The 13,126-nt window shown below is 60.8% G+C and carries 12 protein-coding genes; 8 read left to right on the forward strand and 4 right to left on the reverse strand.

The features are described from left to right. The first annotated feature begins 7 nt into the window (after positions 1–7). The 5 genes from hpaH to JMY24_RS11125 all read left to right on the forward strand — a co-directional run bounded on the left by hpaH (position 8) and on the right by JMY24_RS11125 (position 3,010). Entirely contained in the window at positions 8–811 is an 804-nt protein-coding gene (hpaH, locus tag JMY24_RS11105) for a 2-oxo-hept-4-ene-1,7-dioate hydratase (RefSeq protein ID WP_020068294.1), read from the forward strand. An 8-nt stretch (positions 812–819) separates the two neighbouring features. Beyond that, positions 820–1,623 carry a 4-hydroxy-2-oxoheptanedioate aldolase gene (hpaI, locus tag JMY24_RS11110; protein WP_128596506.1) on the forward strand — a complete coding sequence of 268 codons (804 nt, stop codon included), beginning with the start codon at positions 820–822 and terminating at the stop codon, positions 1,621–1,623. An 86-nt stretch (positions 1,624–1,709) separates the two neighbouring features. Beyond that, positions 1,710–2,045: an ArsR/SmtB family transcription factor gene (locus tag JMY24_RS11115; protein WP_128585939.1), complete on the forward strand. Its 336-nt coding sequence runs from the start codon at positions 1,710–1,712 to the stop codon at positions 2,043–2,045. Continuing rightward, positions 2,042–2,569, forward strand: a complete 528-nt coding sequence (locus JMY24_RS11120) for an SRPBCC family protein (protein ID WP_128596505.1) — start codon at positions 2,042–2,044, stop codon at positions 2,567–2,569. Before JMY24_RS11115 ends, JMY24_RS11120 begins: the two co-directional genes overlap by 4 nt. A gap of 24 nt (positions 2,570–2,593) precedes the next feature. Beyond that, the gene (locus JMY24_RS11125; RefSeq protein ID WP_128596504.1) at positions 2,594–3,010 is read left to right on the forward strand and encodes a DUF1801 domain-containing protein; all 417 of its coding nucleotides are present in this window, start codon (positions 2,594–2,596) and stop codon (positions 3,008–3,010) included. A gap of 56 nt (positions 3,011–3,066) precedes the next feature. Here the strand turns inward: JMY24_RS11125 and JMY24_RS11130 are convergent, their stop codons facing one another. Further along, complete coding sequence (locus JMY24_RS11130; protein WP_128596503.1) at positions 3,067–5,217, reverse strand: tetratricopeptide repeat protein; 2,151 nt, start codon at positions 5,215–5,217, stop codon at positions 3,067–3,069. A 212-nt stretch (positions 5,218–5,429) separates the two neighbouring features. Here JMY24_RS11130 and JMY24_RS11135 point away from each other — a divergent pair, with 212 nt between their 5' ends. The 3 genes from JMY24_RS11135 to JMY24_RS11145 all read left to right on the forward strand — a co-directional run bounded on the left by JMY24_RS11135 (position 5,430) and on the right by JMY24_RS11145 (position 9,936). Further along, a complete protein-coding gene (locus tag JMY24_RS11135) occupies positions 5,430–5,831 on the forward strand; it encodes a DUF2946 domain-containing protein (protein ID WP_128596502.1) in 402 nt (133 codons plus the stop codon). 91 nt (positions 5,832–5,922) lie between these two features. Beyond that, positions 5,923–8,361: a TonB-dependent receptor gene (locus JMY24_RS11140; protein WP_128596501.1), complete on the forward strand. Its 2,439-nt coding sequence runs from the start codon at positions 5,923–5,925 to the stop codon at positions 8,359–8,361. A 57-nt stretch (positions 8,362–8,418) separates the two neighbouring features. Further along, on the forward strand, positions 8,419–9,936 hold the full coding sequence (locus JMY24_RS11145) for a PepSY-associated TM helix domain-containing protein (protein ID WP_201702048.1): 1,518 nt from the start codon (positions 8,419–8,421) through the stop codon (positions 9,934–9,936). 43 nt (positions 9,937–9,979) lie between these two features. On the opposite strand, the gene JMY24_RS11150 is transcribed toward JMY24_RS11145, so the two are convergent. The 3 genes from JMY24_RS11150 to JMY24_RS11160 form a co-directional block, all read right to left on the reverse strand. Continuing rightward, a complete protein-coding gene (locus tag JMY24_RS11150) occupies positions 9,980–10,312 on the reverse strand; it encodes a DUF2322 family protein (RefSeq protein WP_128596500.1) in 333 nt (110 codons plus the stop codon). 80 nt (positions 10,313–10,392) lie between these two features. Beyond that, entirely contained in the window at positions 10,393–12,309 is a 1,917-nt protein-coding gene (locus JMY24_RS11155) for an SMP-30/gluconolactonase/LRE family protein (protein ID WP_128596499.1), read from the reverse strand. An 81-nt stretch (positions 12,310–12,390) separates the two neighbouring features. Beyond that, the gene (locus JMY24_RS11160; protein ID WP_128596498.1) at positions 12,391–13,032 is read right to left on the reverse strand and encodes a DsbA family oxidoreductase; all 642 of its coding nucleotides are present in this window, start codon (positions 13,030–13,032) and stop codon (positions 12,391–12,393) included. Positions 13,033–13,126 lie beyond the last annotated feature (94 nt).

Raw genomic sequence — 13,126 nt, forward strand, 5'->3', positions numbered from 1 at the left:
ACCCATCATGCTAGACCAACAAACCATTCGCGAGCTCGCCGCGCAACTCGACAACGCAGAGAAAACGCGCACCCAATTGCGCCACTTTTCCGCGGCGTATCCGCAGATGACTGTCGAAGACGGTTACGCGATTCAGCGCGAATGGGTGAACCTCAAGCTTGCCGAAGGACATGTGATCAAGGGGCGCAAGATCGGCCTCACGTCGCGCGCTATGCAGCGTTCTTCGCAGATCGACGAGCCGGACTATGCGCCGCTGCTCGACAGCATGTTCATCGAAAACGGTCAGGACATTCGCGCGGACCGCTTCATTGCGCCGCGCGTCGAAGTCGAACTTGCGTTTGTGCTGAGCAGGCCCCTGAAAGGCCCAGGCGTCACGCTGTTCGATGTGCTCGATGCAACGGCTTATGTGACGCCCGCCGTGGAAATCATCGACGCGCGCATCGAGCAGTTCGACCGGGAAACGCGTGCCCCGCGTAAGGTCTACGACACCATCTCCGACTTCGCAGCCAATGCGGGCATCGTGCTGGGCGGGCGTCCGGTGCGTCCGCTCGATGTCGATCTTCGCTGGGTCGGCGCGTTGCTTTACAAAAACGGCGCCGTCGAAGAAAGCGGGCTCGCAGCGGCGGTGTTGAATCATCCGGCTACGGGCGTCGCGTGGCTCGCGAACAAGATCGCCCCATACGACGAAATGCTGAATGCGAACGACGTGATTCTGAGCGGTTCATTCACGAGCCCGATTCCCGCCAGAGCGGGCGACACTTTCCATGTCGATTACGGTCCGCTTGGCGGCATCGGTTTGAACTTCATTTGAGCACGCACATGTCCCTGCCGCAAAACGCATTCAAACGCGCACTGCATGAAGGTACGCCGCAATTCGGCTTGTGGGCGGCGCTGGCCGACGCCTACGTTACCGAGTTGCTCGCCACCGCCGGTTTCGACTGGCTGCTGATCGACAACGAGCACGCACCGAACGACCTGCGCAGCACGCTCGCGCAGTTGCAGGCGGTGGCGGCTTATACGTCGCATCCGGTGGTACGTCCCGTGCGAAGCGATAGCGCATTGATCAAACAGTTGCTCGACATCGGCGCGCAGACGCTATTGCTGCCGATGATCGACACCGCCGACCAGGCGGCCGACGCGGTGGCGGCAACGCGCTATCCGCCGCAAGGCATTCGCGGCGTGGGCAGCGCATTGGCGCGCGCGTCGCGTTGGAACCGCATTCCCGACTACCTGAACCGGGCCGCAGACGAACTATGTGTACTGGTGCAGGTGGAGACCGTGGAAGGCATGAATAACCTGCCGGCGATTGCCGCTATCGACGGCGTCGATGGCGTGTTTTTCGGACCAGCAGATCTGAGTGCGTCGATGGGCCTGCTCGGCAAACCCGGCGACGCCAGCGTGCGCGAGGCGATTCGCGGTGGCATCGAAAGCGTACGGCGTGCGGGCAAGGCAGCGGGCGTGCTCGCGCCGGATCGGGCGATCGCCGAAGAATATCTCGCGGCCGGCGCGACGTTTGTCGCTGTGGGAACGGATACGGGATTGCTGAGCCGCGCGGCAGCAGATCTGGCGGCTTCGTATAAGAACGCTGCGGGATCGCACGTCACCGAGCGGGGCGGGTACTAAAGGCCGCGATCAAGGCCCGAAGGCAATGGCGTTTCCTCATGCCTCGCGGCTTGACATTTATATACTCCGTGAGGTATATAAGCACCATGGACTCAACATTCGCCATCATCGCCGAGCCGAGCCGCCGCGCTATCCTCAGTCTGCTTGCATCGTCCGAGCAATCCGTGGGCGATATCGAGGAGCAGCTCAAGCTCTCGCAGCCCTCTGTTTCAAAGCATTTACGAGTGCTTCGAGACGCCGGCTTCGTGGAGTCGCGTGTCGACGCGCAGCGGCGTGTGTATCGGATCAAACCCGAGCCGCTCATGGAAATCGACGCCTGGCTCGCTCCGTTTCGCCGTTTCTGGTCGGTTCATCTCGACGCGCTCGAGCGTCATCTCGATCAGACCCATCCCGCACCGCCCCGCAAGGAGAAGAAGCGATGAGCAATCGCGAGTCTTACAGGCCCGGTCCCGCAGCCGGGGCCAAAGTTCAGAAAGACGGAGACCGGTGGACACTCGTCCTCGTGCGTGAGCTGCGCCATTCGCCGGATAAAGTGTGGCAAGCGCTGACGGATCCCGCCAGCCTGCGCGAATGGGCACCGTTCGACGCCGACCACAGCCTCGCCTCGGTCGGTCCAGTGAAGCTCTCCACGGTGGGTACGCCCACACCGCAAGTGTCCGAAACCCAGGTGACGCGCGCCGACCCGCCCAACCTGCTCGAGTATCGCTGGGGCGAGAACGATCTTCGCTGGCAACTCGAAGCGCTCGGCGACGGCACGCGTCTCACGCTGTGGCACAACATCGATCGCAACTTCATATCGATGGGTGCAGCCGGCTGGCACATCTGCCTCGACGTGCTCGACCGTTTGCTTGCCGACGATCCAATTGGACGTATCGTCGCCGGCGAAGCAATGAAATTCGAGTGGCCGCGCCTGAATACCGAATACGCAAAGCAGTTCGCCCTTTGAACCGGTAAAGCCGAGGAAAACGATATGAACCGCTCCGCTTCCACAGAAACCCAGTCGGCCTCCGAACTGATCGACCAAAGAATCGCGGACCTCGGAGACTGGCGCGGGACTACCCTGAGCGCAATGCGCAAGCTCATCAAGCAGGCGGATCCGGATGTGGTGGAAGAATGGAAGTGGATGGGCACGCCTGTGTGGTCGCATGACGGAATCATCTGCACAGGCGAGTCTTACAAGTCGGTCGTGAAACTGACGTTCGCAAAGGGAGCATCGTTAGAAGACCCGGCGAAGCTTTTCAACTCGAGTCTCGACGGAAACGTGCGGCGCGCAATCGACATCCATGAGGGGGAAGAACTCGACGCGAATGCGTTCAAGGCCCTCATTCGAGCCGCAATCGCGCTCAACACGTCCAGCAAAAAGCCAAAGCCGAAGCGGGCGAAGTAGCTCGCGGCTCGAAGCCGCATTGCCGGCGAGTAGTGGCCGGCTTGCATTCCTCCCGACTAATTACGCACGCCGAATCGCGCCACGCACGCCTGCCTCACTCTTTCGACGGCCACGGCCCACTCCTCCCCTCGCTCGCGGCGAAATAGCCGCAGCGTGTGCGGATACCACGGCGAATCGCTACGCTCGTGCATCCAGCGCCAGTCGACATCTTTTTCCGGCAGCATCACCCAGCACGGTTTGCCTAGCGACGCAGCGAGATGCGCGATTGACGTATCCACGCAAATCACCAGATCGAGCTGCCCGATGATCGCAGCGCTGTCGGCCAGATCGGTCACCATCGAGCCAACGTGAAGCAACGGCTGAGCGGCAGACGGGTTTCGTGCTTCGTCCTCGCCCTGCCCCTTTTGCAGACTCACGAAACTCACGCCGGCCACGCTCCACAGCGGCGCGAGCGTCGCGAGCGACGGAATCGAGCGGTTTGCGTCGTTATGATGCTTCGCGTTGCCCTTCCATACGAGGCCGATCCTGCGACCCGGCGGCAGCGCGTCGAGCACGGTCCGCCACCGTTCGACGAGCGACGGTTCCGCCGCAAGCCGAACCGGTCGAGGGATTGTGTCGACAGTCGTGCGCAGATGCAGAGGCGCACTCAGCAGACTCGTCCAGCAGTCGTAAGCGGACGCGCGCGCGGTGGCCGTGTCGTGGTCGAGCACGGCGTCAACGCCGTCTACGCGAGCCATCAGCCTCTGCAGCGCAGGCGCGCATGCGAACGCGATATGCGCTGCGCCCTGCGCTTTTAGCAAGGCAAAATAACGGCTGAATTGCAGCATATCGCCAAGACCGTCTTCCTGCCAGACGAGCAGCGAACGCCCCGACAGCGCGTCGCCCTGCCACTGCGGGCAACTCAGTCTCTGAGCAGTGTGCCGATGCACGAAACCGGCTTGTTGATAGCGGCATTCGTATAGCCGCCACCCTTCCTCGAAGCGCCCCATGCCGAGCAGCAACGTGGCGAGCCCGAAGCGCGCGTCGCCGTAATCGGCGCGTAAGTCGAGCGCGCGACGATACGCACTCTCCGCTTCGGGCAAGCGCTTCAGCTGTGCGAGCGTAGCACCGAGGTTGTAATGCGCTTCCGCGAGATCGGGATGAATGCACAGCGCCTGCTCGAAGCACTCGACAGCTTCGGGCAAACAGTCGAGCAGCCGCAGCACGCAGCCGAGGTTGTTGTGCGCGGGCGCAATGCCGGGACGCAGGCGAACCGCTTCGCGGTAAGCAGCTGCGGCCTCGGTCAGACGTTCGAGCTTGAAGAGTGTAATGCCGAGGTTGTAGTAAGCCTCGGCGTAATCGGCACGAAGCGCGATTGCCTTGCGGTAGGCCGCCTCGGCCTCGGGCAGACGCTGAAGATCGGTCAACGTCGCACCGAGATTCACGTGGGCTTCCGCGTAATCGGGGCGCATTGTCAACGCAAGCCGGCACGCGAGTTCTGCCTCCGTCAGGCGCTGCGCCGCCTTGAGTGCGCCCGCAAGGTTATTCAATGCCTCTGGATATTGCGGCCTGATCGTTAGCGCCTCGCGATAAGCAGCGTCCGCTTGCGCGACGCGGCCAAGATCCATCAATACGTTGCCCAGGTTGTTGTGCGCTTCCACATGCGCCGGCAATCGGACGAGCGTCTCGCGATAAGCCGCTTCGGCCTCATGCGGGCGTTGCAGCGCGTGCAGCACGACGCCGTGGTTATAGTGCGCTTCTGCATGATCCGGGCGAAGCGCGAGCGCCCTGCGGTACGACACTTCCGCATCCTCGTGATAGCCCTGTGCATAAAGCACTGCGCCTAACTGATTGTGAGCATCTGCATGTCCGGGCTGCAGAACGATAAGTTGCCGGTAGATTGCCTTTGCCGCCGACAGACGTCCTCGCGCTTTCAGCAGCGCGCCCAGGCTTTCATATACCTCGACGTAGCGGGGCATCATGCGCAGACATCGGCGCCAATAACGCTCGGCATCGTCTGGCTCACCGAGACGGCACGAAGAAGCGCCGGCAATGTTGAGCGCGTCGGCCATTGCATGAATCGTGTCGTCGTCCAGCACGCTGTCGTCGCGCTCGATCACCGGCATGACGGTCGATAATGCCGCGGCAAACTCATCCGCGGAATAAAGTGCCATGGCCTGCTGGTTCAGTTCGGCGATAGAAGAGGCGAGCGTCTGCGTGAGAGTCATGAGTCGGGTTACGTTGCGGGTCTGGCGTTCGCGCACGGGATCGCCCATGTTGCGCGAAAGCGAACATGTACCACGCAGATTAAGCGATGCGGAGCGATTGTAACGGCCCGAAATGAGCGGTCTTACACCGTTAATCCGCTGCTATTGCCGGGATCACGCAGAAAAAAGCGGCGCGCAATGCTAGAATCGCCCGCGTTTCCTTGCTCATCGCCATGACTCCACGTTCCCGCAACCGCCTGACAGCCTGGCTTGGCCTCGTCGCCATGTGGCTCGTCGTGTTCGCGCCCGTCGTGAGTCAGATGCTGGTATCCAACCGCGCGCACGAGCCGATCGCCGCGCTGTGTTCCGCGCTGCAAACGGTCCAGCCCGGCGCGGCGGTTCAAGCAGGCCATGCCGATGCAATGGCGGTCCATCTCAGCCACGACGACGCATTCGGCGCTTGCGGGTACTGCCATCTCCTGCAACATCACGTGGCAATGCCTACGGTTGCCGCAACGCATGCGCCGCTAGCCGTCGTGGTTGCAGGCACTGCACCGCCTACTCTCTCCACCCGCTTCACACCACTCGGCGCGTTTCCTTCCGGCCGCCCCAGAGCCCCGCCCGTCGTTTCCTGATTGTCGTTGTTCCTGGTCGCGCATTGACCGCATTCGTCGCATCCGTCGACGGTGCGCGCGATCGTCCGTTCAATGCATCAAGGAAACTGTCATGTTCATCTTCGCATTGCGAAGGCTGTCCGCTCGCGTGCGCTTCGAGCGCTGCGCCGGCGCTCGTGCGGTACGCGCCTATCGCGGTTTTACATTCGCGCGATTGCATCGCGCTTCATTTCCGTCGTATTTGCACGCATTGTTCCCGGCTACTTTGACGGGCCTCGCAGGGTTCGCGGCGTTGTCAGCGTCGCCGGCTCGCGCCGATACAGTCAGCGCCGATACCACGCTGCCCACTGTGAGCGTGAGTGCGAATAACGCCGCCTACGAGAGCGCCGCGACACGTGCGGTCGATCCAGATCTGCCCGCCACGGTCGAAACCGTTACGCGCGATCAATTTTCCAATTGGAATGTCGTCAACACAGAAGACGTGTTGAAGTACATGCCGAACCTCGCGGTCCGCAAGCGTTTTATCGGCGATCTGAATTCGATCATCGCGGTGCGCGGCACCAGCAACACGCAGAGCGCACGCGGTCTCGTCTATGCCGACGGCCTGCTGCTCAGCAATCTGCTCGGCAACAGCTATTCTTTTCCGCCGCGCTGGTCGATGGTATCTCCCGACGAGATCCAGCAAGTCGACGTGATTTACGGCCCCTATTCCGCGCTATATCCGGGAAATTCGCTCGGCGCAACCGTACTGATCACCACGCGCATGCCGAAGAAATTCGAAGCCGAAGCCGACGTGAAAGCCTTCACTCAGCATTTCAATCTGTACGGCGTGAATCGCAACTTCAACGGCAGTGAAGCGAGTGCTTCGCTTGGCGACCGGATCGGCAAGTTCTCATATTCGCTAGGCGTGAACCATCTGGAGAACACGAGCCAGCCGCTGCAATTCGCAACGCTCGCCAAGTCGAGCACGCCTGCGCGAGCCGGCGACACGCCCGTGACGGGCGCCTACTTCTACAACAACCAGACCAATACGCCGACGGCCATACTGGGCATCAACGGCGAAGGCATTGAACACACGGTGCAAGACCAGTTCAAGCTGAAGATGCAGTACGACTTCACGCCGACACTGCAAGGCGGTTTCACGCTGGGCTATTGGCACCAAACGTATAACAGCCAGACGTCGAGCTTCCTGCGCGACGCAAACGGCAACGCCGTGTATAGCGGAAAGGTAGCCATTGACGGATACGAGTACACCGTTCCAGCAGCCGCGTTCGCACCTAGCCTCGGATATAGCGAGAACTGGCTGTACGGCGTGTCGCTGAAAACGCGCAATGCGACGGGCTGGAATGGCGAGGCGATCGCATCGTATTACGACGTGGGCGATAGCGTCGCGCGTCTAGCGAATTCCGGAGCGCCAGGCAATGGCCCGGGCACCGTCACTTTCGGCGACGGTACCGGCTGGAAAACGCTCGATCTGCGAACCACCTACACACCGGCGTCGACGCAGGCGGGGCTGGCCAATCACGCGCTGAGCTTCGGCTATCACTTCGACAATTACTTTCTCGACAACGAAAGCTATTCGACGCTCAACTGGCGCGATGGCTCAGCCGCTACGTTTGCCAATTCATTCGCCGGCAAGACGCAAACTCAGGCGCTCTACGCGCAAGATGCATGGCGCTTCCTGCCGCGCTGGAAATTCGTGTATGGCATGCGTTACGAAGACTGGCATGCGTACGACGGATCGCAGGCCCTGCCCGGTACCGCGATTGCGCTGAGCGACGCAAATCAGCGCCACTTTTCGCCAAAGGCTTCGCTTTCGTTCGACGTGAGCGACGACCTGACGTTGCGCGCTTCGATTGGTCGCGCGTATCGCTTCCCGACTGTCAGCGAATTGTTCCAGGGGCAAATCAATGGCTCGTCAATCGTCAATAACAATCCTAATCTGCAACCGGAAGACGATCTCGCAAAAGAACTGACAGCCGAATGGGCGCACTGGAATGGCATCTTCCGCTTCTCGCTGTTTCAGGACGACGTTAAGAACACGATCTTCAGCCAGACGGACACGACCGTGATTCCAAGCGTGACGAACTTCCAGAACATCGGCAAGGTGCGCTCGCGAGGTGTCGAAACAAGTTATGTGGGCGAGAACGTATTCATGCGTGGGCTGGATCTGCTTGCGAGCGTCGCTTATACGCAGTCGAAGATCATTGCCAATGCGCAAAACCCCGCGAGCGTCGGCAAGTACTTTTATCGCATTCCACTGTGGCGCGCGAACATTGCAGCGACCTATCGCTTCGACGAACGCGCGGCACTGACGCTTGCCGCACGCTATTCAGGCCGCCAATACAACACGCTCACCAACACCGACACGAATCCGGACGTATTCGGCGGCACGAGTTCATACACAGTGGCGGACGCGAAGTTCACGTTCAAGCCCACGAGGCTCAGCGAAGTGGGCATTGGCGTAGATAACATTTTCGATGCGCGCTACTTCGTCTATCACCCCTATCCGGGTCGCACCTTCTACGTGGAAGCGAAGCTGCGCATGTAATGCGTAGCGCCGTGCAAAGCCGGAAGAACCAGACAATTTTTGCTTCAGAAGGATTCCATGTCCACCACCGTTCAACATGACGCCGCATCGGGCACGACGACCAACGGTAACGGCTATCGCACGCTGTGGCGATGGCATTTCTATGCTGGACTGTTCGTGATGCCGTTCCTCGTCGTACTAGCAATTACGGGCACGCTGTACTGCTTTCAACCCCAGATCGAACCGCTGCTTTATCCGCAGCTTCTTGTTGTCGAATCTCAAACCGCGCCGCGTATGCCAGCCGACGTGCTGCTTGCGCGAGCGCGGGCTGCGATGCCGACCGATGCCGCCGCCGTGACCACCGTTATCCCGGACTCTTCTGGGCGCAGCATGGAATTCATCTTCCGTCTCGCGGATGGAGAAAAGCAGAGCGTTTATCTGAATCCGTATAACGCAAAAGTACTCGGCAGGCTGAGCGTCGAGCATCGCTTCATGCAGATCGACCGCATGCTCCATCGCAAGCTGTTGCTGGGCAAGCCGGGCGAGTTGCTGATGGAACTCGCCGCATGCTGGACACTCGTGATGATCGGCACTGGCGTTGCGCTGTGGTGGCCACGTGGAGCGACCCGGGCACGCGATGCGCTGGTTCCACGCCTCACGCTGAAAGGCCGCCCGCTGTGGAAAAGCGTTCACGCGGTCATGGGCATCTGGCTCGCACTCGGCGCGCTGGCATTCGTGTTGACGGGTCTTCCGTGGTCCGGCTCATGGGGCAAGCAGTTCAAGGCACTCGCGAGCGCCGCCAATCTCGGCGCGCCGCCCGGCGCCTGGGGCGGCTTGCCGTTGCGCTCCGTGCTGCCCATCGCGGCGCGCGGCGAGGCAACAGCGAACGCAACCGAAACACAAGCTCATGCAACGCACGCCGGGCACGACGCACAGGCCGCGCAGCATGACTCGATGCCCGGCATGGTAATGGACGACTTGCCGCTGCCGCAAACGCCGTGGGCGGTCGGCAATGCACCGGTGCCCTCTTCCGCCGATGAAAAGACAGCGCCCCCGCTGCCGCTCGGGCGCATCGTCTCGCAAGCGGCGGCGCTCGGCGTGACGAGCGGCTACAACATCGCGTTGCCCACGTCGGCAACGGGCGTGTACACCGTGTCGTACTTCCCAGCCGATCCGCAACAGGAACGCACCATCTATATCGACCAGTACAGCGGCACGGTGCTCAAGGACATTCGCTATGCGGATTACGGCGCGATATCGAAAGCGGTTTCCTACGGCACGTCATTGCATATGGGCCGCTATTTCGGCGTTGCCAACCAGATCTTGTGCGCGACGATCTCGCTCGGTCTTGCGATGATGGCCGTGACCGGCTGTGTAATGTGGTGGAAGCGCAGGCCGCAGCGCACGCTCGGAGCGCCTTCGCGAGAAAGAGCCGCACCGCCGATGCGCGGCTGGAAAACCGGCCTCGTCATGCTCGGCATCGTCTTTCCGTTGATGGGCGCCACGCTGATCCTAGTGTGGCTAGGCGACCTCGCACTATTCGGCCGTGCGTCGCGGCGCGAGCGAGTTACAGCATATGAGTCGGCGGAACGATGAGACGGTGCGCCTGAAAATGCTTTCAAGCGCACCGTAAGCGAGTTCAGCCCGCCTGAATAACGTCGATGCGCAAAGCCGGCGCTCCCGCTGCAATCGCGAGAAGAAGATCGACATTCGGATGCGCGCCGGGCCGGTTGCGCGCGTCGGCGGTATGTTCGCCGAATACCGCGAGACCATGCTCGGCCGCTTTGGCGTCGAGCGCGCCGAATGTCTGCTGCAAATAGTTGTACACCGCGAGCGAGCCCTGCTTGCCCGGCTTGTTCTCGATGCTTGCCACCACCGTGCCTAGCGCGTCGATCAAATCGATGCGCGCGATACCTTCGATCGCGGGCATTTGCGCAAGGTTCTCCTTGAACACGTTACTCGGCTGAATCACTGAAACCACTCCTTTTAAGCAGGAAAATTGCCACGAGGGCCGTATCTTATCCGATAGCCCTATCGCAGCAGCGCGCCCGCTCACGGCGTCCAGCGATAAACAATAACGCTCGACCCGTTGTAGTTGTCTTTTGTGATCACGTACTCACCGCTCGCCCGCACGAACGCGCGAAGACCGTACATCGAATCGACATCGTTGCCGACATCCACCGTACCGGGACTGTTGTTGACTAACGTAGTGTCGAGTTGGCCCGTGGTGAGATTGAACGCGTCGATGTTCGGCACCGTATGCACGTACCCGACGAAAAGATAATTGCCCGCTGCCGTAATCGACTTTGGATTGGCGCCTGTGAGTTTAATCACCGGCTGTGGCCGCGTAGTATTGCCCGCACTCCAGCCGTGATAAACCTCGATGCGCGATTGAATCGCTGTCCAGTCCCAACTGCCAGCAACGCCTTGCGCAAGAATCATCGTGTCGCTCTCCGGCAGATAGATGATGCGCGTCAACGGCCGGATACTCATCGGAATGGAGATCGTGATTGCCGGTCCCCACAACGGTTTGCCGTTTCCGTCGAAACCTGTGAGCGGGTAGTGATAGATATGATTGGTCCTGTCGAGACCCGCCCACACATCGCCACGGCTATCGATGCAAAAGCCCCCCGTCACCTTCACCGTGGTGTTGAACGCGGTCCCCGGAAGCGATCCGTCCGGTATCGCAATGTAGCCGCTCGCCGCGTTGAAATGATAGAAGTTGAAGGTATCGGGATTCTGACCTGACGCGACGAGTATTCGGTTTCCGCCTACGCTGACGAGTTGACCGAAGTGCTGCCCGCGTTGCGTGTCGTTTATATTCAGTCGCGGGTCCGACGGATACGTGAACGGATCGACAGTGTTCGCAACGAAGGCGCCGCCCGCGCTGCCCGTATAAATGTGCGCGCCGCTGTAAAACGAGGCACCGTCTGTCATGGGATCGGGCGCCGCGACTGCTTCGAAGTTCAGTGCCTGTAATTTCCATTTCAGATTGCCGGCGCTGTCGTATGCATGCAGATCCGTTGGGCCGTTGCGGCCGAGATCCCAGCCGCCGCCCCACGGATTGTTCAGCACATACAGATTGCCTGCCGCGTCTTTGCCAATGCCCGCCACACGCGTGAAGCGCTTGTCGCCAACCTGTCCTTTGATCCCCGTGGTCGTGTCCAGATAGCCGCCCTGAATGCCGAACGTGCCGGCCAATGTGGGCGTGCCCGCCACGTTGTAGATCTTGATGTTCATGTCGGGCCCTTCGTCGCCGATCATGAGTTGTCCCGTCGACACGTCGAAATAGAGCGTCGACGGCCGCGATGCAGCGGGCATCTGGATCGTATTCAAGGGCGCACCGCCCGCGCTGAATTCGGCTACGGCGCCCGCACTTTTTCGCGCGACCCACAAATTGCCCGCACTATCGAGCGCAAGCGCGCCCGGACCAGATACGCTAATGTCCTGCTGCCAGACGCCGTCGGTCGTATAGACGCGAACACGATTACCGTAAAAGTCGCTGACATAAAGCAGCGTGCCTGCAGTGGCGAGCCCGGTGATGACATCGGCGTGAGGTATGCCGGTCCACACGCTGACGGGAATACGAAGCTCGAGCGCTTTCGTCGCACGGTTATAGCGCCCCACCGAGCCGCTGCCGAACGACCTGTTGTACTGCAACGCGGTAAAGATCGATGTCGCATTGCCTGTTATCGCGCTGCCCTGAAAGTCAGCGTGGGTGCCGATCGAGCCGATGCTCTGGCCATTCTGGTAAATCGCCACACCGCCCTCGTTCTCGTCCCACAACGACGACGTATAAATGACGCCCTCAGGTGCAACCCACATCGAGCGCGCGCCGTTGCCGACGTGTGCCGCGAGCGTGCCGTAAGTATTGGCAAGCCAGTCGGTCGTGTATTGCGCATGACACACGCAGGCGAGCGCCATCAGCGCGAAGCCGAACAACGTGGCACCGATCCGTTTCGTGATCATCGACGATTGCCTCCAGCGGTACTTCGTTTGCGTCACAGCGTGCATGATTGCGCGCGGACGTTTCAATTCGGGAGTGCCGGATTACGCCTCGGCGAGAATCTGCTGGATGACCTGCTCGAAGGTCTCGACAGGTTGGCCGCCGCTCACCAGGTAGCGGCGATTGAAGATGATCGCAGGTACCGACTGGATGCCATGCGATTGAAATTCCTGTTCTTCAGCGCGGACCTCGTCGGCGTAGTCGCCGTTTTGCAACACGTTGCGCGCCGCGTTGGCGTCCAGTCCCACCGTCTGGGCTGCTTCGACGAGCACGTCATGATTGCTCGGGTCCCGGCCCTCGGAATGATAGGCGCGCAGCAATTCAAGTTTGAGCGGCAACTGCTTGCCTTCAAGACCGGCCCAATGCAGCAGGCGGTGTGCATCGAAAGTGTTGTAGACATGCGTGCGCGGCCCGAAGTTGAAACCGACGCTTGCGCCGCGCTCGCGAATCATTGCTTGCGTCTGCGCAATCTGCTCGGGTGTGTACCCATACTTCTTACCCAGATAGTCGACAATCGCCTCACCCTCGGACCTCATCTGCGGATTCAGTTCGAACGGATGCATGACGATCTGTGCATCCACGGCGTCCCCCAGGCGCGCCAACGCAAGTTGCAGCGACGAAAGGCCGATGGCGCACCAGGGGCATGCGATATCGGAGACGAAATCAATTGTGAGCGGTTGGGACATGGCTTTCCTTTGGGCGATGGGGTAACAGGTGGAGACAGTCGGAGACAGGCGTATTGTTACCGATCCCGGCTACTCTCGCCTCCCAGCGCGGCAA

It is taken from the genome of Paraburkholderia kirstenboschensis (assembly GCF_904848585.1).
GTDB classification, from domain to species: domain Bacteria; phylum Pseudomonadota; class Gammaproteobacteria; order Burkholderiales; family Burkholderiaceae; genus Paraburkholderia; species Paraburkholderia kirstenboschensis.